The organism is Microcystis aeruginosa LEGE 91341, from assembly GCF_015206885.1.
GTDB classification, from domain to species: domain Bacteria; phylum Cyanobacteriota; class Cyanobacteriia; order Cyanobacteriales; family Microcystaceae; genus Microcystis; species Microcystis aeruginosa_H.
Map to the genome: position 1 here is coordinate 16902 of NZ_JADEXY010000019.1, position 24096 is coordinate 40997.

Below are 24096 nucleotides of genomic sequence, written 5' to 3' on the forward strand. Positions count from 1 at the left end.
GTGGAAAGCTTAGGGCTGAAAGCTATCATTCAAGAGTCAACTATCAACTAAGTACATTTCATTGACTGAATTTTTAACTATGGCAATTATTGTTCAACATTTGACCACGGGTAACGAATATATATTCTTAGGAGTTAGTGGGGGTGAAAGTAAGAACATTTTACCCACCAAAATGTTAGGAGATTTCTTCGCAACGGAGGCTCCAGATAAATCGCGATCGGTGACGGTTTGTGATGATCAAGGCCGGATACTTTGGTTTCCCGTCACAGAAATAATTGTGGTGGAGGTAGATGGTCAAAAACCCGAAGAATTATTACCAGAAATTATCGCTCCTGAACCAGTTCCTTTACAATTAGATAAAGAGAATCAACCTCAGTCCCCAGAAAATCAAGGAAACATCGATGAATTTGCCGAAGATGACGATTGGATATAGAATTAAATATCTAATTTTAGCGGGAATAATTGCCCTATTTACTATTGGCTTTAATTCCCTCTATTCTGTTTCTCAAAACTCGATCGCTTCCTTCCCTATTGCCGAAGTTAAAACCCAATATCTTAACGATTGGACACCAGAATTAGAGGTAGAATTTCAACAAAGGGCAAAGCAAGTTATTAACCATTTTGCTAGGGCAGAAAGTTATGGCAATTTGTGGGGAGAAAACGAGAAAAAATCCTATCCTATGGCCATGTTTGATTTCTTGGCAGGAAACCAGCAAAAAGCCCTAGATTTCCTGCAGCAGGATGACCCACAAACACAAGAACAGTCCCACACCGATTATATAGATTATTATTTTTCTTTTACCCTGAAAGGACAAATTAGAAAGTATTTTCTGCTCGGAAAATATCTCGATCCTGTTTATCGTCAGAGAATGTATAATGCGGCGAAAATTTGGACAGAAACTGACCCTTTACAACGACCCCATCCTATTCATGGTAAGGGCAAAGGAACGGGTAATGATTGGAGTATAGAAAGACGGGGTTTATGGGTAGATAATCGCAATACTGATAACCTGCGGGCGATGCGCGAAACATCGGTTTATCTGATGGCCGAAGAAACAGGAAATGAAGCAACTCGTCAACTCTATAAAAGCAAAATTAAGCGCTACGTTTCAGCTTTATATAACATCGGTATGGGAGAATGGGATTCAGAAGTTTATCACGGTCATACCTTTGCTCCCTATCTCAATCTCTACGATTTCGCTCAAGATACGGAAGTTAAACAATGGGCAAAAATGGCCTTAGATTGGTTATCCATGGCCGCTAGTGTTAAATATTATCGCGGTGGTTGGGGTGGTCCTGTAAAACGCGATTATGGTGATGGCCATGGCGTAATGCGATCGCACGCAGGACGCACTTTTTGGTTATATTTTGGTGATACTCCCGTCGCCAATAATCGTCCGGAATTGGACTCTCTTTATCTAATTACCAGTCGTTATCGTCCTCCTTTAGCAGTGATGGAATTAGCCCGAAAAAACTTTAATAAACCGGTAGAAATTCTCGCCAGTAAACCCCTGTATGAAAACTGGAAACCGGGCAATAATCAAAGTCCGGGTTATTGGGAAACTCAATTTATTGGGGCTAGTTATCAAATGGGTAGTCTGGCGGGAACTTTCCCCGATGGTGATGTGGCCCCGTTTAAATTAATGGCTTTTAATCAACACAAAGGTGTGGATTTTTTTGTGGCTAACACTGGCAAAAATGGCGTAAAACCGGGCAAAAATCCTGGGGATGAAATCGGACAATATCGCAATCTTTTAATCTGGTTACGACCGGCAGATCAGGCTTTTTTCTGGCAATTACCGAAAACTGCTAAGGTAGAAAAAGATGATAATATCTGGTTTATTCAATTAGAAAAAACTTGGTTAGCCCTAAGATTAATTAATCTTTCTTCTCCTGAAATGATCGAGATTCCTAATTCCCCTTATCCCGATGATCATACCTACCAAGCTTTACCCACAGGTAACAATTATGCCGGTTTTGCTCTGGAAGTGGGAGAGGCGGCAACCCAGGGCAGTTATGAGAATTTTAAGAGCATATTGAAGCAAAAAAGTCAAGTAAATTTAACTCAAATTAACCAAGGCAGCCTCTTATTTAAAGGCAGTCAGGGACAGAGTTTACAATTTACCTATAATCAAATCAATCTACTGCCGATGTTAATTCGTAACGGTCAAAAGCACGATTGGTCAAAAAATTTCGCTCTTTATAACAGTTTAAGTCGAGATAACTCTCCCGTTTCTTTGGGATGGAAAAAGGGCAAATTAACCGTCAAAGCAGGGAAATATCAGTTTTCCAATGCTTTGATTCTGTCTTCTCCTTAAGTTAGATATTCTCGACTATTTATTCAGCAGACCCTAGTTATGAGGAGAGGCAAAAGGCGCTCATGCAAAAGGCAGCTTTGTTCTCCCCACTTCCCCACTTCCCCACTTCCCCACTTCCCCACGAAAAACTTTTTCAGCAGACCCTATTTATGAGGATTGATCAGACCATTTGCGCTTGATTTAATACCTCTTGCAATTCTTCTCCTTCGATTACTTCCGTGGTCAAAAGATTAGTGGCAATCGACTCTAATAAATTGCGGTTGTGACTGAGAATTGCTAGGGCTTTTTGGTAACTAGCGTCGATAATTTGTTTAACTTCTTCATCGATCGCTTTGGCCGTATTTTCCCCGATCGAACGCCGGGGACTACCCTGATTATTACCTAAAAAATTAGCCTGTCCCGTTTTATCGTAGGCTAGGGGACCCAAGGATTTACTCATACCATAAATTGTCACCATTCTTTCCGCAATATCCGTCGCCCTTTGTAAATCATCGGAAGCGCCATTAGTGACACTGCCAAAAATTAATTCTTCGGCTGCCCGACCGCCCAATAACATAGTAATTTGTTCTTTAAATTCGGTTTCTGTCATCAAAAAACGGTCTTCCGTGGGAATTTTCAGGGTATAACCCAAAGCAGATAAACCCCGGGGAACGATGGAAATTTTCTCGACGCGACCACCTCCCGGCATGACAGCGCCAACTAAAGCATGGCCGACTTCGTGATAAGCGACGATTTTCTTTTCTTTTTCCGATAAAACCCGACTTTTCTTTTCTAAGCCAGCGATGACTCTTTCTATCGCCTCTTTAAAGTCGATTTGACTGACTTTTTCCCGATTATTACGGGCAGCCAAGAGAGCAGCCTCATTGACGAGGTTGGCTAAATCGGCACCGGCAAAACCGGGGGTTTGGGTGGCGATCGCTTTGAGGTTAACATCTTCACCCATCTGGACTCTTTGGGCGTATATTTCCAAAATTGCCAATCTTCCCGCTAAATCGGGACGATCCACCAAAACTTGACGATCAAAGCGCCCCGGACGTAATAAAGCGGCATCAAGAGTCTCTGGGCGATTGGTGGCAGCTAAAACGATGACGACAGCTTCTTTAGGGCTAAAACCGTCCATTTCTGTCAAAAGTTGGTTTAAAGTCTGCTCGCGCTCATCATTACTGCCGCTAGTTCCCGATCCCGAACTTCTCGATTTACCGATCGCGTCCAATTCATCAATAAAAATGATGCTAGGGGCATTTTTCTTCGCTTGGGCAAACAGATCCCGCACCCGGGCTGCCCCAGTTCCGACAAATAATTCCACAAATTCCGAGGCCGAAATGCTAAAAAAAGTCACTCCCGCTTCCCCCGCGACTGCTTTTGCTAAGAGAGTTTTCCCCGTCCCCGGCGGTCCGACTAAGAGAACACCTTTAGGAATACGCGCCCCGATTTTATTAAAGCGCTCGGCATCCTTGAGAAATTCGACAATTTCCTTTAACTCGGTTTTTGCTTCCTCGGCCCCGGCCACATCACTGAAGGTAATCGGATATTTTTCGCCGTCTCCGTAAACTTTAGCGAGATTTTTGTTAAAAAGCAGCGATTTACGCGTGTCATCGTTGCGATAGAACAGAAACTGCATGGCGGCGACTAAAATTAAGGGAGGAACCACCCAAGCGAGGAGAGTGCTGATCCAACTGTTTTCGGCCACAGGAATCGCCTCGAAGATTACGCCTTTTTGCTGTAATAGTTGGGGTAATTGGGGGTTATCGACTGGAATCGTGGCAAAAACTCGTCTGGGGGCTAGATTACTGCTCGGTTTGCCCGCCAGAGAACTAGAATCACCATGAAGGGGATTACTTGATTCTGGGGGATTAACGCGGGGATTACCCGGAATAGGCAGGGATTCTAAAGGATTTTTTAATTGATAAAAGATAACTTGATTGCCAATTCTGACCCTACTGATGTCGCCCCGTTCCACTTTACTGATAAATTCGCTGTAGGGTTCGAGGGGAATATTGGACAATTCTGAGGGACGAGGGATAAGAAAATAGCCTAAAGCGGCAACACCAGAACAAATGATCAGGATTTTGCCTAACCGAGGCAAACGCGACCAGGAAAATTTATTATCTTCTTGATTAGCCATAATTTTTAGGGTGGGTGAGAGTGAAAATGCAAAGTTTATACTAACAATTCCCTGTCTCGATCGCCTTACCGATGGGATAGGATAGAGGATGGAATACTTGGTAGCGAGCGAGCGACAAACGAGAGAAATCCCATGAATTTAGTTAGCTTAGAGAACTTTCTCGATAACACTTCTTTTTTAGTCCTGTTTTTAACTATGCTGGTTTATTGGGCTGGGGCAGCCTTTCCTAGCATACCTTTGTTGTCTGGCTTAGGCAGCACGGGAGTGGCCATCGCTAACCTCTGTATCGCCGCTTTATTGGGGGCGCGTTGGTTAGAAGCGGGTTATTTCCCCATTAGCAATCTTTACGAATCTTTATTCTTTCTCGCTTGGGGTGTAACTGCGGTTCATTTAATTGCTGAGTACACTAGCCGCAGTCGCCTGGTGGGGGTGGTGACGACTCCTGTAGCCATGGGGATTACCGCTTTTGCCACTTTGTCTTTACCCGGGGAAATGCAAACTTCGGCGCCCTTGGTTCCGGCTTTAAAATCGAATTGGTTGATGATGCACGTTAGCGTCATGATGTTAAGTTATGCTGCTTTGATGGTGGGTTCCCTAATGGCGATCGCTTTTCTGATCGTCACGAGAGGTCAAAATATCGAGTTAAAAGGCAGTTCCGTGGGTACGGGCGCCTATCGTCTCCAAAATAAGTTATCTACCACTCTTTCCGCGCCAGTTTTCATGGAAACGGCTAACGGTGGCACAACCGCCCTTTTAACTCCCACCCTAACAGCGATGGCGACTCTTTCGCCCCAACGTCTTAGCTTGGCGGAAACCCTCGATAATATCAGTTATCGGGTCATTGGCCTCGGTTTTCCCCTTCTCACTATCGGTATCATCGCCGGAGCGGTTTGGGCCAATGAAGCTTGGGGTTCCTATTGGAGTTGGGATCCGAAAGAAACTTGGGCGCTAATCACTTGGCTAGTGTTTGCCGCTTATCTCCATGCCCGCATTACCCGGGGATGGCAGGGAAGAAAACCAGCTATTCTAGCAGCGAGTGGTTTTGTTGTGGTTTGGGTATGTTATTTAGGGGTGAATCTTTTAGGTAAAGGTCTTCATTCCTACGGCTGGTTTTTCTAAATCAGTTATAGGGGTGGGTTGTCAAACCTGCCCCTCTAGACTACCCTTTTTTAAGGCTTATAATTGTTATTTAATTACGGCAATTTTGCCCTAGATAAATAATTACAACTTCTCAAAACTTATAAAAAATGATCGATCAGAAAACTACTATTAAAAATCTGGCTTTAATTGCCGGTGTGCATGGCAATGAACTAACTCCCGCTTATTTGGTTAAATACCTACAAAAGTCACCTAATCTTATTGCTCGCAGCAGTTTTCAATCCCACAGTCTCATCGCTAATCCCTTAGCCCTAAAGCAACGGGTTAGATATATCGATACGGATTTAAATCGTTGTTTTAACCAAAAAGATTTAGTAAATCCCGATTGTCAGCAATACGAACAAAAACGAGCAAAAAAAATAGTCAAAGAAATCCGAGAAAAATCCATTGATTTATTAATCGATATTCACAGCACCACATCTAACATGATGCTGGCAATTATTTATTCTAATCCCCATCCTTGGCTATTAAAACTCTTTACCTATCTGACTAAAATTAATCCTGATGTGCGCTTAATTTATCATCCCGTCAGCGAGGAAGAAAATCATTTTCTGAAAGGAATTTGTCCCCTAGCTTTTACCCTCGAAATCGGTCCAATTAACCATGGTCTCATCTGTCCCTATCTTTTTCGTCAAACCGAAACACTCATTTATCAAATCCTAGACTATATCGAACAGGAAAATTATCTCGCTGCCCATCTCGATACTTTCAGCGAATCTCTAACAGTTTACCAACGTTTAGGCTCGATCGATTATCCTAGGGATGAACAGGGTGAAATTAAAGCCATGTTACATCCTCAGATTCTCCAACGAGATTATCAGGCAATTCAACCCAATCAACCGATTTTTCTAGGATTTGATGGTCAGGAAATTATCTATCGTGGTGAATCTGAATTATATCCTATCTTTGTCGGAGAATCTTCCTATAAAGAAAAAGGAATCGCCCTTTGTTGGACAGCAAAAAAACAAATCGATATTAATTAGGGTTTGCGACAAAAAGTTTGTTGCTGGGGTTAGGAGTCAGTTATCAGTTATCAGTTATCAGTTCACTGAGAAAACTCCCCACACCCCACATCCCACACCCCACACCCTGTCCCCAGGAAAAACTTTTTCAGCAGACCCTAAATAAGGGAAAAGCCACTATGACCTTTACTTCTCATTCTCTTTTAGCTGAACGTTACCAACTACAACAACGCCTGGGAAATACCGCTATCGGTCGTCAAACTTGGTTAGCTACCGATGTATTATCCCAAGAATCGGTAATTATTAAACTCCTCGCTTTTAGTCCCCAGATGGAGTGGGAAGAATTAAAATTATTTGAACGGGAGGCCGCCGTTTTAGCTTCTCTCTATCATCCCCGTATTCCCCGCTATCGCGATTATTTTTCCCTCGATAAAAATCAAGGTGACGGGATTCCTTGGTTTGTACTTGTACAAGATTATATACCGGGAGAATCCTTAAGCGATCACTTAGAAAGGGGGCAACGTTTCACCGCTACGGTAATTCGGAATATTGCCCAAGAAGTTCTCGAAATTCTCATTTATTTGCATGAATTATCGCCCCCAGTATTACATCGAGATATTAAACCTAGTAATTTAATTATTAACTCGGAAAATAACGTTTATTTAGTAGATTTTGGCGCAGTCCAGTCCAGGGGTGCAGTGACGGGAGTTACTTTTACTGTGGTGGGAACGAGTGGTTATGCACCCCTAGAACAATTTTGGGGCCGGGCGGTTCCCAGTTCTGATTTATATGCTTTAGGTATGACTTTAATTCATTTATTGACGGGAATTGTGCCGATAGAACTGCCCCATCGCGAGTCTAAAATTCAATTTCGCCAACTGGTGACAATCGATGATGATTTAATCGATTGGTTAGAAACTATGACCGATATGGCAGTAGAAAAGCGGTTTAAAAGTGCCAGAGAAGCCCTGAAATTTCTCCAACATCCCTCCTATCGTCAAGCCTCAAGTTTAATCGATCCTAAGAAATTACCAAAGCCTCCCCACAGTTCCATCCGCATCGCTAAACATAGGGATAATTTAGAGATTAATTTACCCCCAAAAATTAAGCTACCTTCTGATGGGCCTACTCTCTGGTCTTTGGCGATTGTCCTTACTGTCAGTATCTTTATCTCGCGAATTCTTACCTTTATTATAGCTCTAATTGGTTTTATTTGTTTGCGGGAGATGCAATTAATTCTTACCCCTCAAGAAGTTTTAATTAAATATAAACTCTTCAATTTTATCTACAAAAAATTCGCTTTTAGAACTCAAGATTTATGGGGTATTTTTCTTCATAGTAATGTCATAGAAGGTAACTATCAGATTCGTCTGCGGACGGCTAAAAATTATTATCTTATCGGCCAGAATCTCCGCGAGGATGAATGTCTCTGGTTAGGACAGGAAATCCAAGATTGGTTAAATTTTATCAAATATAACGTTTCTCATCAAGAGGAAGTGTAACCTGACAGGGTATTATCAACCGTCTCCCCAAAACGAAAACCTTGTACCTCATCTCAAGAAATCTTGGGAATTAGTCGGTAGGCATTTTCCCTTTTTTAACCTTAATCTTGCAGAGATTACCCTATCTTGATAAAATAATAACTGATTTACATTCCCTTAGCTACAGGACGGCAATTATTAAATCGAATTAGGAATCACAAAAAATCAGCCATGAAATGTTAGTTATTAGTGGAGAATAAAAAATGATATCTGAAATTTACCAAAAAGTCAGCTTGTTAGTTTTGTATCAAGGGGTTTTTAATAATGCTATTGGCCAGGCATTTATTACCCTATTATCTACGGATAATATCGCCGATTTTCTTAAAGCATATGGTCAATGGTTTCAAGCTTTAGCATCTAAAAATATTAGTTGGAATGATTTTCTAGTCGAACAAATTTTATTAGATGACAATCCCTTTAGTCAACAGGTACAGAAAAAAAGTGTTTGGGAGTTACCCGAATCTTTAATTAATGGCGTGAAACAGGATTTATCTATCCTCCAATCTCTCTATAATTCTAGCATTTATAGCCTCAGCAATTCGACAATTTTTGAGCGAATTAAATTTCTCAGTTTCCCTGCTTGGGAAGTGGACAATAAATTAGAAAGTTTTCTACATTCGGGTTTAGATTGGACGGAATTAGTGGAAGATCTAGCCGATTATTATCGCGAATGTGGTACAGGAATTTTTGCCCGTTATCAAGCTTTAAGGTGGCAAGAAGGCCGATTACAAGGGATTACTCATCCCGATCCCGTGCAGATTCAAGAAATAGTCGGTTATGAAATGCCCAAGGAAACCTTGATTAAAAACACTGAGTTTTTATTAGCAGGTTATCCCGCTTTAAATGTCCTACTCTATGGCAGTCGTGGTTCGGGAAAATCCTCTCTAGTCAAGGGATTATTGCAAAAATACCATAGTCAAGGATTGCGATTAATTGAAGTGGCAAAATCCCAATTAAAAGACCTACCATTAATTATTGAAATTCTGCGAGATTTACCGCAGAAATTTATTATCTTTGTCGATGATTTATCCTTTGAAGAAGACGATGAAGCTTTTAAATCTTTAAAGGTTGTTTTAGAGGGAAGTGTCACCGCTAGACCGAAAAATGTCGTAGTTTATGCCACTTCTAATCGCCGACATTTAGTCAGAGAATTTTTCGCCGATCGACCACAACCAAAAGATGGGGATGAAGTGCATAATTGGGACACAGTACAAGAAAAATTATCCTTTAGTGATCGCTTTGGTTTAACCCTAACTTTTGAACCAGCTAATCAAGAAAAGTATTTGAAAATAGTGCGTCATTTAGCCAGTGTAGCTAAATTAAAAATTAGCTTAGAAGACCTAGAATTTCGTGCCAAACAATGGGCAACCCAAAATAATGGGCGATCGGGAAGAACTGCTAGACAATTTGTTGATTTTCTTCAAGGGGAATTAGAATTAAATAGGTAGCATTAATTGTGTTATGATTAAATAAAAGAATATCTAATCTAGAAAAATGTTGACTTCATCTCCTCCCAAAACCCTCAGCTTAGAAGCATATCGCAACCAAGAAACTAGAGCGGAAACTAAACACGAATATCACGACGGGGAAATTATCGAGATGACAGGGGGAAGCATCAATCATAATAGTATTCTCATTAATCTGATTGTTTTGCTAAAATTAGCTTTAAGAGGAACTAATTGTCGTCTTCAATCTAGCGATCTACGTCTATGGATACCCCAGTATAATCGCGGTTTATACCCAGATTTAATGATCATTGCTGGGGAACCATTATTTAGTGATAATCGCAACGATGAAATTTTAAATCCCTGTGTAATTATCGAAGTTTTATCCCCTTCCACCTCTAGTTATGATCGGGGTGATAAATTTCGTTATTATCGTTCTATACCCCAATTAAACCAATATCTTCTCGTCAGTCAATCGGAGATACTAATAGAATCCTATAGCAAAACCTCAGAAAATAATTGGTTACTGCAAGAATATACCCCAGCAAGGGGAATTATATCCCTAGATTCTTTAGGAATTAGCTTAAATCTTGTCGATATTTACGAAGGAGTTGGTTTTAGTCTCAACTCCTAACTTTAGCTATCTTTTAAGAAGACGTACTAAAAATGATTTTACCATCTTTTACCGCCACTAAACGCAAAGTTAAAGGTCCAGATGTATTGGTTTTACTAGCAGCAACTGCCTCAAGTGTCTCGATAGCATTACCAGACTTTTTCACTTGACCAATAAAGTTAACTACCGTAGTTAATAAACCATCTTCCACTTGAATTGATCCTAAAACTCCCGCACTTCTAGCGCGAAATTGAGCCGAAGCTAAAAGTAAATCTAAGCGCTTTTGTAGGTCCTCTTCTGTCATATTTTGGGGATCAATGGAAACGGCAGCGATTACCTGTTTCTCCTCAAAAACTCTTTGATTGGGAACCACATCAGCAAAGACACGAATCTCGGTTTCTCCTAAGACATAATTACCTGCGGAAAGGATTCTCACCACATATTCTTTACCGTCCTGTAATTGTTGACTTAACTGTTCTACCTGTGCTTTTGTGATCTTAATTAAACGCTGGTCAAAATTAGGCTGATTTGGTTGGGTGGCACGGATAGCATTCATATTTGCTTCCCGCAATAACTTATCGATAACGGTGACAATAGCTTGGGGATCAACAATACGAAAAGCTCCAAAAGATAACACCTGTCCCCGGAAAATAGCGATTTGTTTTTCCCGCAATTCTTGATAGGTTTGATAGTATTGTTCTAAAACTTCTACTTCCCGCTTAAGAAAAGCCATTTGGGTTTCTAAATCCTTTAATTTTCCCTCGCGCTGTTCCAAAGCAAAATTTTTATCCACAATCGATCGATCGAGTTCTCCAATACGTTGATCCCGGCGATCAATTTCTAGCTGTAGGGTTTTTTGTTGAGTTTCCAACTGTTGAAGTCGCGCTTGTCTGGTTGTTAATAACTTTTGTTGATTAGCTAACTCTTTATCTCTAACTTGAAGGGTGGTTTGTAGTTGATTTATCTGACTAGAAAGAATTGATTTTTGTTGGGACAATTGATCCCGTTGACTGATTAACTGCGCTTTTTGATTAGTTAAAATAACTCGTTCATTATTTAAATTAGCCACTTCCTTGCGAAACTTTTCCAACTGTCCCGAAACTAATCGCAAACGTTGACGAGAAGCTTGATAATTTTTATTAAGAACCTCTAGACGTTTCTGCACAGCTATCTGTTCACTTTTAGCCGTTTTTAAAGCCTTTTCCACCTGATTTTTTTGTTCGGTGGTTTCTCTTACCTGACTTTCCAAATCCTTAATAGCAGCACGACGTTCATTTAAAAGGCGATCCAGTTCAAAAACCCCTTGACGCAGGGATTTACTAGAAGCAAACAAGACAATTAAAGTCGAGCCGGCGATAAAAATTCCCGTTACAATCGTCATCAAAGTGGCGGTTTGTTTCGGACGCAGATTAAATAAACGCATCCTTTTCTTACCGATACGGCTACCTATGCGATCGCCAATCGCTGCTATCAGACCACCTAAAACCACGATGGCCAAAACTAAAATATAAGCGCTAGTCATCCAGAATTTAAGTAAATTGTTGACTGAGAGCGACGGGATTATGGACGGTAATTTTCTTCTTGTAAATTGAGACCATTTCCTGATCCCGCAGCTCTCCCAATAAACGAGTGACAGTGACGCGGGTAGAACCGATCGCTTCTGCGATCGCTTGGTGAGACAATTTTAGATCCACCCGGATGCCATCGGTGGTGGGAACCCCAAAATCACGACAGAGAATTAATAAAAAACTGACCAAACGTGAACCCATATCCCGGTGAGCTAAGGTTTCGATCATCATTTCCGTTTGTAGAATCCGCGAGGACAAACCCTGCAGCATCAACATTGATAAATCGGGATTATTGCGAAGGGATCTTTCTACCTGATCGATCGGGGCCGAGAGTAATTCTACCGGAGTAAAAGCCACAGCATGATAAAAACGATCCGATCGCTGACCAGTCAGTAAGGATAACACACCAAAGACGCTATTTTCCCGCAGTAGAGCCACGGTAATTTCTTCTCCCGCTTCATAGACTCGCGACAACTTAACGGCTCCTTTCAGCAAAAAATAGACTCTTTCGGCGGGATCTCCAGGGAAAAAGATCGTTTTGCCACGCTCGAACAACTCCACCACCGGGGGGAAATTGCCGCTGCCGATTCGACGGAACACATCTGCTAGGGGTTTATCTTGTATTAATGATAAGTCCATCTCACATCCAAAAAAGGGGAAAATTGTTTTTATTATCCAACGAGTGTCACCTCTATTAAACACAACCGCTGCCTAAACTGGGAAAAGTTTTAGGCGCTTTTTGCCAGACAATGGGGAAGGGGTGATCATTGCTGCCCCTTTATCTGTATCCCTATTATACCGAATCTCGCTGGGGTCGGCTATTGGGGAGATTTTTGTAAGAGAAACGAGAACTATGTTAGATTTAACGGGAAAAAACGCCCTAGTGACAGGAATTGCCAATAATCGCTCGATCGCTTGGGGAATTGCCCAACAACTCCATCAAGCTGGTGCAAATATCGGTGTCACCTATCTCCCCGACGAAAAAGGCCGTTTTGAGAAAAAAGTGCGAGAATTGGCCGATGAACTTAATCCCGCTTTTTATGTCCCCTGCGATGTCCAAAATGACCAACAGGTAGAAGATACTTTCGCTACAGTGGCGGAAAAATGGGGTAAACTGGATATTTTGATTCACTGTCTCGCTTTTGCCGATAAAGAGGGTTTAACGGGCGATTTTACCGCCATTCCCCGGGAAGCTTTCACTAAGTCCCTAGATATTAGCACTTTTTCCCTAACTCGTCTAGCGCGATCGGCTAAACCTTTGATGACGGAAGGGGGAAGTATTATCACTCTTACCTATCTCGGTGGTGTCAAGGTAATTCCTAACTATAATTTAATGGGGGTGGCAAAAGCTGGTTTAGAAATGAGTGTTCGCTATTTAGCCGCGGAATTAGGGGGCCAAAAGATCCGAGTTAATGGTATTTCTGCCGGTCCAATTCGCACCTTAGCATCTTCGGCCGTGGGGGGAATTCTTGATATGATCCATCATGTGGAAGAAATCGCTCCTTTACATCGCACGGTGACACAAATTGAGGTGGGAAATACGGCCGCTTTTTTAGCCAGTGATCTTGCTAGTGGTATTACTGGTCAGATTATTTATGTAGATTCCGGTTACGAAATTATGGGAATGTAGTTTTATTCAGTTATTAGTTATTAGTTATTAGTGTCACGGGGTTCTGAAGGGGGATTTTTGACTTCTTTGGGGTTAATTGCGATCGGTCTGAAGGTTCGTTTAGTTTTTTAACAATAGACCTCTTGCAAAAGTCTTAAGTCGATCCTTGTACAGCAACATTTTTGAAGATTATCAACTACTAATAAATAATTAACTGCAAGTCCCTCCCATTATTGTTTCTATCGTTTGTTTTCGGATTTATGCAAGAAGTCTTTAGTTTTTCTTTTTTCTTTTTTTTATGAGGAATTTGACTGTTTTGATGGATTTTCTGAATTCCTTGATAGCCTTTATCCCCTAATATTTCTATTTCCTTATTTAACCTTATTTTGCTCTCTTTCCACAGTCGAAAATCATGGACTCTTCCTTTCTCACAACGGACACAGATTACCTGCTCGCTTTTTTGATCAGCAACGACTTGCGACTTTAATGTGTGGTATCTCTGCTTGCCACTATAGCATGATTTCTGTTTTTTTTTGGTCTTTCTATCTCCTGTTCTGACACATCCACCACTATTACTTCTATTTCACTATTACTTTCTAATAGGGCTTTTTTTCCAGGTAGATTAAACAGACCTGATTTGATGAGAATATTCTCTACTTTCCTAACAATTCTATACGCCGTTGATTCGTTAATCCCCCAACTATTTCCCAGATGAAAATAGGTGCGATATTCTCGCCAATATTCTAATGTTATTAGTAGTTGGTCTTCCGTACTCAATTTGCTAGGTCTACCTGTCTTTTTTTGTCAAACTTTTTCTGCCTTTAGGACTGTTACCATATCCTTAAATGTATCTGGATACACGCCACACAAGCGTTTGAACTCTGTTGGCTTTAAAGTTTTTACTTGTTCGTAAGTCATCTTTCAATCTTAACTCTTGGACTATTTTATCCTATTTTGTCTAGACTTATGTAAGAGATCTATTGTAACATCAATCCCTCGCATCCTTAAACCTTTGGCGATCGCATTAGAACCCCTTTCATCCAGTGCGATCGCTTTAGCTTTGTCAACTGCGATCGCTGGTCGGCATTGTTAAGTTTTCTTGAACGGGCGATTTTTGTGATCAAGAGTAGAACCATCAATATTTATGGTTCGGTTGACTCTTGGTATGATACGAATGTCTGTGGAGAAATGGGTGTTATACACTCCTGTCAAATTAAATTTGACAACTAGAGATCGCTTTTCGGTGGGAACAGAGAATTAGATAAAAAATACTAATATTTTGTCGCCATCAGGTTCTAGCCGCGATTCAATTGAGTATAAAATAATCTCAGAAAAAGCCGCCAGCAAATGTCAAATCAACCATGAAAAAAATTATTTTGATTTCTAGTCTATCTTTAACAATGATAGTCGGTGCTTCCTGGGCAAAACCCAATATAGTTTTGGCTCAAACTTGTAATTACTTTGCCGGAACTGCTGTGACGGGAAAAAGCATTAACATCGATTTATGTTCGATTGTTCCGGCTAGTTCGCGTAGTGTTGACTTTGTTTATTATTTAGGAAATCAACGACTGGTTAGCCAAGCTAATTGTGATAACGGAACTTGGACGACTTTTCCCGAAAGACAAATTCATCGTCCCCGCTCTCAGGCGACTCAAACAATGCTAGAGGTGGTGTGTAGTTACAGATTAGATAGTTCTCAATCCACATCAAGAATCGCTACAGCAATAGTGTTTTCTCCACCATCAAATGTGAGAACATCCCCCAATGGCAATATCATCTGTTCAGTCAGAGAACGTAGAACCATCAATATTTATGGTTCGGTTGGCTCTTGGTATTATACGAATGTCTGTGGGGAAATGGGTGTTATACATTCCAGTCAAATTAAATTTGCCAACTAGAGAGCGCTTTTCTACGGGAACACAGAAACGGGTAGAATCGATCAATGCAGTTGTTTTCTTTCGAGGTGTCGTCATTAATAAGAAAGCTACCCGTTCCTTAGCCGGTATTGCCGGAATTGTCGCCGTTGCCACCTTAATCAGTAAGGTTTTTGGTTTAGTCCGCGAACAGGTAATCGCCGCTGCCTACGGTGTCGGGCCAGTGGTGAACGCCTACGCTTTTGCCTACGTTATCCCCGGTTTTCTGTTAATTCTCCTTGGTGGTATTAACGGCCCCTTTCATAGTGCTTTGGTCAGTGTTTTGGCCAAAAGAGATAAATCCGAGTCCGCGCCGATTGTCGAGACTATTACCACCCTAGTCAGTGCGATTTTATTAGCTGTCACCGTCTTTTTAATCGTTTTTGCCAATATTTTTATCGATGTTCTCGCTCCCGGTTTAGATGCCGCCACCCGCAGCATGGCCATTCAACAACTGCAAATTATGGCCCCCATGGCGGTTTTAGCCGGTTTAATCGGCATCGGTTTCGGTACTCTCAACGCAGCCGACCAATACTGGCTACCGAGTCTCAGTCCGCTTTTTTCCAGTGTGGCGGTGATTATCGGGGTGGGTTTGCTGGCCTGGTTTGTTGGCGATCGCATTGATGAGCCGCAATATGTGCAACTGGGGGGTTTTGTCCTCGCCGGCGGTACTCTCGTTGGGGCGCTCTGGCAATGGTTAGCACAAGTGGGCGCACAAGTCAAGGCAGGTTTAGGAAAATTAACATTTCGTTGGGATTGGCGGATACCGGGGGTGTCGGAGGTGTTGCGGGTGATGATTCCGGCGACCTTATCTTCGGGAATGTTGCATATTAACGTTTATACTGACCTCTTTTTCGCTTCTTTTATCGAAAATGCCGCCGCTTCCATGCGTTACGCCAGTTTTATCGTTCTCACGCCCTTGGGCATCATGTCTAACATGATTCTCGTGCCGTTTATGCCGATATTTTCTCGACTGACGGAACCGGAAAATAGGGGAGAATTGAAGCAAAGAATCCGTCAGGGTTTATTATTGACGGCTTTAACCATGTTACCCTTCACCGCTATCTTTATCGCCCTCGCTTTCCCAGTAGTGCGAGTTATCTATCAACGGGGTGCCTTTAATCTGGCTGCCTCGGAACAGGTGGTTCCCGTATTAATGGCCTACGGTTTCGGGATGTTTTTCTATCTCGGTCGCGACGTTTTAGTACGAGTGTTCTATGCTTTGGGTGATGGCGAAACTCCTTTTAAGGTGAGTATGGTAAATATTTTTCTCAATGGTGCGCTGGATTTCCTCTTGTATAGACCTTTTGGTACTCCGGGGATTGTTTTAGCAACCGTGGGGGTTAATATCCTTTCTATGGGCATTTTTACGGTGATTTTAAATCGTCGTTTAGGAGGTTTACCCTTAGGAGAATGGGGTTTATCCTTATTGGGATTAACGGTAATTACAATGCTTTCTGGTGTTGCTAGTTGGGGCGCTAGTTGGGGTTGGGAAAAGGTTTTCGGTGCTGGTAATATTTTCCTACAATTATTACAGTTAGGTTTGGCTTCGACTGTAGCAGTGGGTTTATTCCTCCTCGGTGCGATGTTATTGAAGTTACCTGAATTAGACCTATTAATCTCGCGAGTTCGTCAGAAGTTCTTGAAAAAATCTTAGGTTTAAGTTGCTGCCTCACCTCATCATTACATACTATCAGGTTATTTATTTTTAGGAATTGGGGGAAGTTGCGGTGATTTTCGGCGAGAATTAGAACCGGATATTTTCGGAGGTAGGGGTGCAGAATTGCGATTAGATAAACTTTGAAGGCTCTTTTTCATATTAGCAGGTTCCGGCAGTTCTAGAGTTACCCCTTCCCTAGCAGTCATTGTTTCCTCTGGTAGGCATAAATCAAAAACAAAGGCAGAATTATTGGTTAAGTCAGCGAATTCTAATTTGATAATCTCTGGAGAGGATGCTAGTGCTAATAAAGGTTCAATTTCGGTTTTAATTAACTGTTCTAATTGAGCCAGATAATTGCTCTTAACAGGAGTAACAATTAAAGTTAAGGTTTCTTGCCAACCTTGCCCCTCTAATTCTGCCAGAATATCCCCATAACAGCGAATTTGCCAGCTACCTATTCCTAAATCTCGATAGGAAAAAATTTCCAGCCAACCCCCGGCATCCGATCGATAATAATGGGTATATCGTTCACTACTTTCGGGAGATTCGTAATCGATACGCACTTCAATATGAGCAAAAGGAGAATCCAGACGGGCCAAGAGACGATAGTTTCCCGATACAATTTCTAGGGAATTAGTAGAAATTGTGCATCCGTGATTCTCCCCTTGTTTTTGCAGTATAAATTCCATAATCTTAGCCTAGGCCTAATGTTTCCCCTTGACGCTAAAACTTAGGATTTGTGCCGGGAGATTTGCGCTTTTAATTCCCCTGCTTGTGTCAATAAATCCGCTTGAGTTAGACTAATTTGCTCTTGGGTGGCCATCCATTTTAGTTGTACCGTGCCATTTTCAGCCTCAGCATCCCCCAAAATTATACAGCCCACGGCCTTGGCTCGATCGGCCCGTTTAAATTGTTTCCCGAAAGCGCTGCCACTCAAGTCTAACTCGACGCTAAACCCCAATCCGCGTAATTGCTGCGCTAGTACCACACTGCGGGCCTCAGCTTTTTCTCCTTTGGAGACGAGATAAAAATCGGGAACCAAAAAAGATAAAGACTGCTTTTGTTGTAATAATATAATCAGACGTTCTAAACCGATCGCCCAACCCACTGCTGGTGTGTCTGGACCGCCTAATTGAGCTATTAAACCATCATAACGACCACCACCGCAAACCGTGGCTTGAGCACCTAAATCATCGGACTGAATTTCAAAGGCCGTATGGGTGTAATAGTCCAATCCTCGCACTAAACAGGGATTAAGATTATAGATAACTCCCAAATCAGTTAGTAAAGATTGTACCCGTTCAAAATGCTTTTGAGAATCACTACCGAGGTGTTCAAGAATACTGGGGGCATTCTTACAGATAATCTTGGTTTTTTCGTCCTTACTATCTAAAATTCGCAGGGGATTTTTTTCTAATCTCTGTTGAGAATCTGCGTCTAAATCAGCTTTGTAGGGAGTCAAATAATCTAGCAAGGCCTGACGATAATTTTGCCTATCTTGGGCATTTCCCAGGGAATTAAGGTCTAATTTTAGGTTTTCTAGCCCCACAGCTTTTAATATCTCGCTGGCAAGGGTAATTACTTCCACATCCGCCCTAGGGTCATCACTTCCCAACAATTCGACCCCGATTTGATGAAACTGTCGCTGCCTACCCGCTTGCGGACGTTCATAACGAAACATCGGCCCCTTATACCAGAGTCTTTGTACTCCTCCGGCGGCCTGTAATTTGTGTTCAATGTAGGCGCGAACGACCCCAGCCGTTCCTTCCGGTCGCAAAGTCAGGGAACGTTGACCGCGATCGAGGAAACTGTACATTTCTTTACCTACCACGTCCGTCGCTTCCCCGATACCCCGTTCAAAAAGTTGCGTCTGTTCAAAAATGGGAGTTCGTATCTCTTGATACAGCGCAGTCCCTAAAATTCTGCTGGCAGTTTCCTCTAACCACTGCCAGTAACCGACCTCCGCCGGTAAAATATCTTTTGTGCCTCGGATTGCCTGGATTTCGCCCATAGTTCTCTGTATTTTTATCCTTATTTCAACAATCTTAAACCGCTGAGAGTCACTAATACCGTCGATCCTTCATGACCGATGACACCTAGAGGTAAAGTTATATCACCGGCAAAATTGGCTATTAGCAATATGCCGATAAACGCGAGGGCGAAAGTGATATTCTGTTTAACAGTGCGATTGGCACGACGACCAAGGTTAATAGCATTGGGAATTTTGGCTAAATTATCGGACATAAGGATAATATCGGCCGTTTCCAAGGCCACATCACTACCAGCTTTTCCCATGGCAATCCCCACATTAGCCATAGCTAAAGCGGGCGCGTCATTAATGCCATCTCCCACCATAGCGACAGTGTGATATTTTTCTTGCAAATTTTTGATCACAGTTAACTTATCTTCGGGCAGTAAATCAGCGTAAACCTCCTCAATACCGAGTTTTTTAGCGACTTTATCGGCACTTTGTTGATTATCACCCGTAATTAAAACGATATGTTCGATACCGAGCTTTTTTAGCTGCTCCACCAGATTAACTGCCGAGTCACGAAGGGTATCGGCCACAGCGATCGCACCGAGCATTTGATTCTCTTGTACTACCCAAACGAGGGTTTTACCTTCTTTTTGTAAACGCTCGTGGGTAGCTAAAATATTCTGGTCAAGATCAGCAATATGGTCACGAATATAGGCAAAATTGCCCACAGATACCGACTTATCGGCAATTTTTCCCGTGATACCTCGTCCCGATACCGCTTGTACCTGATTAGCACTGAAGAAATTTATACCACGTTCGATCGCTGTGGCGGTAATAGCAGCCCCAATGGGATGTTCGGAACAGGATTCTAGAGATGCAGCCACCGCTAACACCTCATTTTCGCTGACTGCATGGATAGGGATAATTTCCACCACTTGCAACTTACCAAGGGTGAGAGTGCCGGTTTTATCAAAAGCGATCGCTCGTATGCGGCCGATCATCTCCAATCTTGCGCCATTTTTGAATAAAATCCCCTGTTTTGCCCCGTTAGCGATACCCGATAACAAAGCTGGCATAATTGAGGCCATTAAAGCACAGGGAGAAGCCACCACGAGAAAAATTAAGGCCCGATAGATAGTGGTTTCCCAGGTCCAACCCCAGAAAAAAGGCGGTAAAATCCCGAAAATTAAGCCCAAAATCACGATAATTTTCGCATAACCCCGCTCGAAACCTTCGATAAACTGTTGGGAGGGAGGGGATTCATTTTGTGCTTTTTCTACCAAACGAATCACCCTCTCAATTAAGCGACTTTCGGGGGGAGTTTCCACCTTTAAACGTAGCACTCCCGCACCGTTGAGAGTTCCCGCAAAGACCTCTTCACCGATGGTTTTATCCACGGGAAGGGATTCCCCAGTAATTGGCGCTTGATTAATGGGACTGTTTCCCTCCATAATAATGCCATCAATGGGGATTAATTCACCCGGTTTGACTAAAACTGTATCACCGATGTGTAATTGCTTGATAGGAACCTCTTTTTCGCTGTCTCCCGTGATTAATCTAGCAGTATCGGGAGTCATGGCCATGAGAGAACGAATATTGCGATCGGTTTTTGCCAGGGCAATCTGTTCTAATGCGCCACTAATGGCGAAAATTAGGATTAAAATGGCTCCATCGATGATGAGATAGTAATTACTGTCCCAGAGTCCCAAAATCGCCGCCCCCAACGCCGCTACAATCATTAACAAGTCCACATCCAGTTCTTTTTCCTCGAATAAAGTCGTTAATCCTGCCTGGGTACTCTCGTATCCTCCCACCACATAGGCGATCGGTAGTAGGATTAAAGCTAGGCCGATCAGATTAAGGTGTAGGCATAACCAACCAAAAAAGACTAAAATAGCGCAAATTCCTGCGGCAACTGCCGAGGAATACTCAGATAACCAAGAGGACGAGATACTCTGAATCATGGAGCGATGGCAATTAATTCTCTCCCCATTCTAGAAAAAATTGGATCGATGCAGAAAACCCCTAGGACGTTATCCCCCGCAGCTAACCTAACCGATGATAATTGGAATTTTGCCGAGGTTTGGATCGATCCGCTGCTATCTCCCCCCTATATCTTGCTTTTACTCGCTGAATCTTCAGGAAACTATCGCGTGTACGATCCTTCTGAGGGTTATCAGGTAGTATTCACCGGTGCGAGTTACGAGGAAGCGGAAAATTGGCTATTAGAGGACGAATTTGAACCGGTAGAGGGACGACTTTCGGCAGTAGAGATATAATTTTCTTATCTTCTTGACGCTTTTCTTCGATGCTATCCTTACTAAAAAAGCGATGGAATTGGCTAAAATCGCTCTTTATTGGCATTCTGAAGGCAATTAACCCCAAAAAAGTCAAAAATACTCCTCCAGAACCCAGCGACGCACCAGAGGGATAGATTGAACTCATGAAAACCGACACCATTTTCTACCGACTTTTTCAAACCTTTCCAGGTCTTCTGTTTGAGTTAATCGACTTTCCCAGGGAATTAGCCAATTTCTATCGATTTTCCTCCGTAGAGGTGAAACAACTATCTTTTCGCATCGATGGAGTCTTTCTACCAGAACGGGAAGATTTACCGATTTATTTTACCGAAGTTCAGTTTCAGAATGATCCGGAGTTTTATGCGCGTTTTTTCGCCGAAATTTTTCTCTATCTCAAACAGACGCAGTTAAAAAACAATTGGCGCGGGGTGGTGATCTATCCGAATCGAAGGGTGGAAAGGGAGAATATAGAGCGATATAGAGAGCTATTACAAGAAACAAGAGTACAAAGGATTTATCTCGAGGAATTAGCTGATAGTCCACCAGATTCGCTCGGATTAGCGACGCTAGAGTTAGTAAGCTTACCCAAAGCGCAAGTGATCAACCGGGGAAGGGAGTTAATCGTGCGAGTAAGGGAAACGGGGGTAGAAAATCGCCAACAGGAACTTTTAGAATTGATAGAGACGATTTTGATTTACAAGTTGCCGCGGATTACTCGAAAGGAGATAGAAGCTATGTTTAGTTTAAGCGAGTTAAGACAGACGCGTGTGTTTCAGGAGGCCCTAGAGGAAGGTCGTCAAGAAGGGGAAATCATCGGAAAATTGGCTTCTGTTCCCTTATTATTGCGAGCGGGGGTTAATCCCCAAGAAATCGCCGCTTCTCTGGGATTATCTCTCGAACAGGTCTTAGAAGTGGCTCGATCGCTGGAAGATAGCGATCGCTAGGGTATTTTCAGAACTAAAAAAGCGATGGAATTGGCTAAAATCGCTCTTTATTGGCATTCTGAAGGCAATTAACCCCAAAAAAGTCAAAAATACTCCTCCAGAACCCAGCGACGCACCAGAGGGATAGATTGAACTCATGAAAACCGACACCATTTTCTACCGACTTTTTCAAACCTTTCCAGGTCTTCTGTTTGAGTTAATCGACTTTCCCAGGGAATTAGCCAATTTCTATCGATTTTCCTCCGTAGAGGTGAAACAACTATCTTTTCGCATCGATGGAGTCTTTCTACCAGAACGGGAAGATTTACCGATTTATTTTACCGAAGTTCAGTTTCAGAATGATCCGGAGTTTTATGCGCGTTTTTTCGCCGAAATTTTTCTCTATCTCAAACAGACGCAGTTAAAAAACAATTGGCGCGGGGTGGTGATCTATCCGAATCGAAGGGTGGAAAGGGAGAATATAGAGCGATATAGAGAGCTATTACAAGAAACAAGAGTACAAAGGATTTATCTCGAGGAATTAGCTGATAGTCCACCAGATTCGCTCGGATTAGCGACGCTAGAGTTAGTAAGCTTACCCGAAGCGCAAGTGATCAACCGGGGAAGGGAGTTAATCGTGCGAGTAAGGGAAACGGGGGTAGAAAATCGCCCACAGGAACTTTTAGAATTAATAGAGACGATTTTGATTTACAAGTTGCCGCGGATTACTCGAAAGGAGATAGAAGCTATGTTTAGTTTAAGCGAGTTAAGACAGACGCGTGTGTTTCAGGAGGCCCTAGAGGAAGGTCGCCAAGAAGGTCGCCAAGAAGGTCGTCAAGAAGGTCGCCAGGAAGGTCGCCAAGAAGGTCGCCAAGAAGGTCGCCAAGAAGGTCGTCAAGAAGGGGAAATCATCGGAAAATTAGCTTCTGTTCCCTTATTATTGCGAGCGGGGGTTAATCCCCAAGAAATCGCCGCTTCTCTGGGATTATCTCTCGAACAGGTCTTAGAAGTGGCTCGATCGCTGGGAGAGAGCGATCGCTAGGATATTTTCAGAAGTTCGATTGCCGATTTCCCCTTTCAGGACGAGTTTGAACCCCGAAAGGGACGACTTTCGGCAGTAGAGATATAATTTCCTTATCTTCTTTCCCCCTTTCTTCGATGCTATCCCTACTAAAAAAGCTCTGGAATTGGCTAAAATCGCTCTTTATTGCCAGTCCGAAGGCAATTAACCCCAAAGAAGTCAAAAATACTCCTCCAGAACCCAGCGATGGGGAATATGAAGGGATATTGATGGGGTTATTCGAGCAGGTGGCGGCGGGAAATACTACCGGCGGGTTACGGGGATGGCTATACAGTCGCCATTGTGACGATAAAAAGCTGGCGCGGTGGTTAGGGGTCAAAAGCGAGGAATGGCTACAGTATCCGGAAGATTATCAAACTTTAGGGCGGTATCTGGCGGCTTTAGGGAAGGTGATGACGGGAAATCTGGGGGAAGTATCCCAACGGATTAGCCTCCAGTTACGCGACGCGGTGAGGGATGTTTCTGGTGTGGAGGAGGAAAATCTAGGCTCAAAGGAGACGGATTTAACGGAAGTGGTTCAGGATGCCGAATTCTGGTTTGAGCAAGGATACCAGAAAGTAATCAATGGGGATTTTATCGGCACGATCGCATCCTACGACAAAGCTTTAGGAATTAAACCCGATGACCATGAAGCTTGGTACAACCGGGGGGGTGCGTTATATAATTTGGGCAGATTGGAACAAGCGATCGCATCCTGGAACCAAGCGGTAGCCATTAAATCCGATGACCATCAAGCTTAGTCTGACCGAGGGTGGGCGATTTGTTCTCTGGGTACAATAGACCTCTTGCAAAAGTCTTAAGTCGATCCTTGTACAGCAACATTTTTGAAGATTATCAACTACTAATAAATAATTAACTGAAAGTCCCTCCCATTATTGTTTCTATCGTTTGTTTTCGGATTT

22 protein-coding genes and 1 pseudogene are annotated in these 24096 nt (G+C 42.5%); 15 read left to right on the top strand and 8 right to left on the bottom strand.

The genetic code is table 11. From position 1 onward, the window contains the following. The first annotated feature begins 79 nt into the window (after positions 1-79). On the top strand, positions 80-433 hold the full coding sequence (locus IQ234_RS04965) for a hypothetical protein (protein WP_002772182.1): 354 nt from the start codon (positions 80-82) through the stop codon (positions 431-433). After that, positions 402-2318: a hypothetical protein gene (locus IQ234_RS04970; protein ID WP_193956256.1), complete on the top strand. Its 1917-nt coding sequence runs from the start codon at positions 402-404 to the stop codon at positions 2316-2318. Before IQ234_RS04965 ends, IQ234_RS04970 begins: the two co-directional genes overlap by 32 nt. 160 nt (positions 2319-2478) lie before the next feature. Here IQ234_RS04970 and ftsH read toward each other — a convergent pair whose 3' ends face one another. Further along, positions 2479-4443, bottom strand: a complete 1965-nt coding sequence (gene ftsH / locus IQ234_RS04975; RefSeq protein WP_193956257.1) for an ATP-dependent zinc metalloprotease FtsH — start codon at positions 4441-4443, stop codon at positions 2479-2481. A gap of 132 nt (positions 4444-4575) precedes the next feature. Here ftsH and ccsB point away from each other — a divergent pair, with 132 nt between their 5' ends. From ccsB to IQ234_RS05000, 5 genes are all read left to right on the top strand, one after another. Further along, complete coding sequence (gene ccsB / locus IQ234_RS04980; protein WP_193956258.1) at positions 4576-5562, top strand: c-type cytochrome biogenesis protein CcsB; 987 nt, start codon at positions 4576-4578, stop codon at positions 5560-5562. A 128-nt stretch (positions 5563-5690) separates the two neighbouring features. After that, positions 5691-6584, top strand: coding sequence for an aspartoacylase (locus IQ234_RS04985; protein ID WP_193956259.1), 894 nt, complete (start codon positions 5691-5693; stop codon positions 6582-6584). Between the two features lie 158 nt (positions 6585-6742). Continuing rightward, positions 6743-8065 (top strand): serine/threonine protein kinase, encoded by a 1323-nt coding sequence (locus tag IQ234_RS04990; RefSeq protein ID WP_193956260.1) that lies wholly within the window; start codon positions 6743-6745, stop codon positions 8063-8065. Positions 8066-8307: 242 nt separating this feature from the next. Next, positions 8308-9552, top strand: a complete 1245-nt coding sequence (locus tag IQ234_RS04995; RefSeq protein WP_193956261.1) for an ATP-binding protein — start codon at positions 8308-8310, stop codon at positions 9550-9552. A 46-nt stretch (positions 9553-9598) separates the two neighbouring features. Further along, positions 9599-10183: a Uma2 family endonuclease gene (locus IQ234_RS05000; RefSeq protein ID WP_193956262.1), complete on the top strand. Its 585-nt coding sequence runs from the start codon at positions 9599-9601 to the stop codon at positions 10181-10183. Between the two features lie 13 nt (positions 10184-10196). Here IQ234_RS05000 and IQ234_RS05005 read toward each other — a convergent pair whose 3' ends face one another. Continuing rightward, on the bottom strand, positions 10197-11684 hold the full coding sequence (locus IQ234_RS05005; protein WP_193956263.1) for a DUF3084 domain-containing protein: 1488 nt from the start codon (positions 11682-11684) through the stop codon (positions 10197-10199). Positions 11685-11691: 7 nt separating this feature from the next. Next, complete coding sequence (gene ntcA, locus IQ234_RS05010; protein ID WP_002793163.1) at positions 11692-12369, bottom strand: global nitrogen regulator NtcA; 678 nt, start codon at positions 12367-12369, stop codon at positions 11692-11694. Between the two features lie 214 nt (positions 12370-12583). On the opposite strand from ntcA, the gene fabI reads away from it, so the two are divergent. Continuing rightward, complete coding sequence (gene fabI / locus IQ234_RS05015) at positions 12584-13360, top strand: enoyl-ACP reductase FabI (protein ID WP_002760333.1); 777 nt, start codon at positions 12584-12586, stop codon at positions 13358-13360. A 178-nt stretch (positions 13361-13538) separates the two neighbouring features. On the opposite strand, the pseudogene IQ234_RS20980 reads toward fabI, so the two are convergent. Both IQ234_RS20980 and IQ234_RS20985 read right to left on the bottom strand, forming a co-directional pair. Further along, positions 13539-13820: pseudogene (locus IQ234_RS20980) on the bottom strand (transposase family protein); the annotation flags it as partial. A gap of 2 nt (positions 13821-13822) precedes the next feature. Then, positions 13823-14116 carry a helix-turn-helix domain-containing protein gene (locus IQ234_RS20985; RefSeq protein WP_228008378.1) on the bottom strand — a complete coding sequence of 98 codons (294 nt, stop codon included), beginning with the start codon at positions 14114-14116 and terminating at the stop codon, positions 13823-13825. Between the two features lie 584 nt (positions 14117-14700). Here IQ234_RS20985 and IQ234_RS05025 point away from each other — a divergent pair. Beyond that, positions 14701-15237 carry a hypothetical protein gene (locus IQ234_RS05025; protein WP_193956264.1) on the top strand — a complete coding sequence of 179 codons (537 nt, stop codon included), beginning with the start codon at positions 14701-14703 and terminating at the stop codon, positions 15235-15237. Beyond that, the gene (gene murJ, locus IQ234_RS05030; protein ID WP_193956265.1) at positions 15182-16909 is read left to right on the top strand and encodes a murein biosynthesis integral membrane protein MurJ; all 1728 of its coding nucleotides are present in this window, start codon (positions 15182-15184) and stop codon (positions 16907-16909) included. The genes IQ234_RS05025 and murJ overlap by 56 nt, the downstream gene beginning before the upstream one ends. A 41-nt stretch (positions 16910-16950) precedes the next feature. On the opposite strand, the gene IQ234_RS05035 is transcribed toward murJ, so the two are convergent. The 3 genes from IQ234_RS05035 to IQ234_RS05045 are packed head-to-tail and all read right to left on the bottom strand — an operon-like array spanning position 16951 to position 20854. Then, positions 16951-17601: a hypothetical protein gene (locus IQ234_RS05035; protein ID WP_193956266.1), complete on the bottom strand. Its 651-nt coding sequence runs from the start codon at positions 17599-17601 to the stop codon at positions 16951-16953. Positions 17602-17642: 41 nt separating this feature from the next. Beyond that, the gene (gene hisS, locus IQ234_RS05040) at positions 17643-18923 is read right to left on the bottom strand and encodes a histidine--tRNA ligase (protein ID WP_193956267.1); all 1281 of its coding nucleotides are present in this window, start codon (positions 18921-18923) and stop codon (positions 17643-17645) included. Positions 18924-18943: 20 nt separating this feature from the next. After that, a complete protein-coding gene (locus IQ234_RS05045) occupies positions 18944-20854 on the bottom strand; it encodes a heavy metal translocating P-type ATPase (protein WP_193956268.1) in 1911 nt (636 codons plus the stop codon). A gap of 6 nt (positions 20855-20860) precedes the next feature. Between IQ234_RS05045 and IQ234_RS05050 the strand changes: the two genes are divergently transcribed. From IQ234_RS05050 to IQ234_RS05065, 5 genes are all read left to right on the top strand, one after another. Then, a complete protein-coding gene (locus tag IQ234_RS05050; RefSeq protein ID WP_193956269.1) occupies positions 20861-21169 on the top strand; it encodes a hypothetical protein in 309 nt (102 codons plus the stop codon). A gap of 29 nt (positions 21170-21198) precedes the next feature. Beyond that, positions 21199-21324: a hypothetical protein gene (locus tag IQ234_RS21540; protein WP_265578464.1), complete on the top strand. Its 126-nt coding sequence runs from the start codon at positions 21199-21201 to the stop codon at positions 21322-21324. Positions 21325-21333: 9 nt separating this feature from the next. Further along, on the top strand, positions 21334-22134 hold the full coding sequence (locus IQ234_RS05055; protein ID WP_193956270.1) for an Rpn family recombination-promoting nuclease/putative transposase: 801 nt from the start codon (positions 21334-21336) through the stop codon (positions 22132-22134). A gap of 136 nt (positions 22135-22270) precedes the next feature. Then, on the top strand, positions 22271-23155 hold the full coding sequence (locus IQ234_RS05060; protein WP_193956271.1) for an Rpn family recombination-promoting nuclease/putative transposase: 885 nt from the start codon (positions 22271-22273) through the stop codon (positions 23153-23155). Positions 23156-23271: 116 nt separating this feature from the next. Further along, positions 23272-23934, top strand: a complete 663-nt coding sequence (locus IQ234_RS05065) for a tetratricopeptide repeat protein (RefSeq protein ID WP_416209669.1) — start codon at positions 23272-23274, stop codon at positions 23932-23934. Positions 23935-24096: the final 162 nt, after the last annotated feature.

Excerpts from the sequence above, each read along its gene's own strand:
- IQ234_RS04965 (WP_002772182.1), top strand. The coding sequence starts at position 80 with ATGGCAATTATTGTTCAACATTTGACCACGGGTAACGAATATATATTC.
- IQ234_RS04970 (WP_193956256.1), top strand. The coding sequence starts at position 402 with ATGAATTTGCCGAAGATGACGATTGGATATAGAATTAAATATCTAATT.
- ftsH (WP_193956257.1), bottom strand. The coding sequence starts at position 4,443 with ATGGCTAATCAAGAAGATAATAAATTTTCCTGGTCGCGTTTGCCTCGG.
- ccsB (WP_193956258.1), top strand. The coding sequence starts at position 4,576 with ATGAATTTAGTTAGCTTAGAGAACTTTCTCGATAACACTTCTTTTTTA.
- IQ234_RS04985 (WP_193956259.1), top strand. The coding sequence starts at position 5,691 with ATGATCGATCAGAAAACTACTATTAAAAATCTGGCTTTAATTGCCGGT.
- IQ234_RS04990 (WP_193956260.1), top strand. The coding sequence starts at position 6,743 with ATGACCTTTACTTCTCATTCTCTTTTAGCTGAACGTTACCAACTACAA.
- IQ234_RS04995 (WP_193956261.1), top strand. The coding sequence starts at position 8,308 with ATGATATCTGAAATTTACCAAAAAGTCAGCTTGTTAGTTTTGTATCAA.
- IQ234_RS05000 (WP_193956262.1), top strand. The coding sequence starts at position 9,599 with ATGTTGACTTCATCTCCTCCCAAAACCCTCAGCTTAGAAGCATATCGC.
- IQ234_RS05005 (WP_193956263.1), bottom strand. The coding sequence starts at position 11,684 with ATGACTAGCGCTTATATTTTAGTTTTGGCCATCGTGGTTTTAGGTGGT.
- ntcA (WP_002793163.1), bottom strand. The coding sequence starts at position 12,369 with ATGGACTTATCATTAATACAAGATAAACCCCTAGCAGATGTGTTCCGT.
- fabI (WP_002760333.1), top strand. The coding sequence starts at position 12,584 with ATGTTAGATTTAACGGGAAAAAACGCCCTAGTGACAGGAATTGCCAAT.
- IQ234_RS05025 (WP_193956264.1), top strand. The coding sequence starts at position 14,701 with ATGAAAAAAATTATTTTGATTTCTAGTCTATCTTTAACAATGATAGTC.
- murJ (WP_193956265.1), top strand. The coding sequence starts at position 15,182 with ATGTCTGTGGGGAAATGGGTGTTATACATTCCAGTCAAATTAAATTTG.
- IQ234_RS05035 (WP_193956266.1), bottom strand. The coding sequence starts at position 17,601 with ATGGAATTTATACTGCAAAAACAAGGGGAGAATCACGGATGCACAATT.
- hisS (WP_193956267.1), bottom strand. The coding sequence starts at position 18,923 with ATGGGCGAAATCCAGGCAATCCGAGGCACAAAAGATATTTTACCGGCG.
- IQ234_RS05045 (WP_193956268.1), bottom strand. The coding sequence starts at position 20,854 with ATGATTCAGAGTATCTCGTCCTCTTGGTTATCTGAGTATTCCTCGGCA.
- IQ234_RS05050 (WP_193956269.1), top strand. The coding sequence starts at position 20,861 with ATGGCAATTAATTCTCTCCCCATTCTAGAAAAAATTGGATCGATGCAG.
- IQ234_RS21540 (WP_265578464.1), top strand. The coding sequence starts at position 21,199 with ATGCTATCCTTACTAAAAAAGCGATGGAATTGGCTAAAATCGCTCTTT.
- IQ234_RS05055 (WP_193956270.1), top strand. The coding sequence starts at position 21,334 with ATGAAAACCGACACCATTTTCTACCGACTTTTTCAAACCTTTCCAGGT.
- IQ234_RS05060 (WP_193956271.1), top strand. The coding sequence starts at position 22,271 with ATGAAAACCGACACCATTTTCTACCGACTTTTTCAAACCTTTCCAGGT.
- IQ234_RS05065 (WP_416209669.1), top strand. The coding sequence starts at position 23,272 with ATGCTATCCCTACTAAAAAAGCTCTGGAATTGGCTAAAATCGCTCTTT.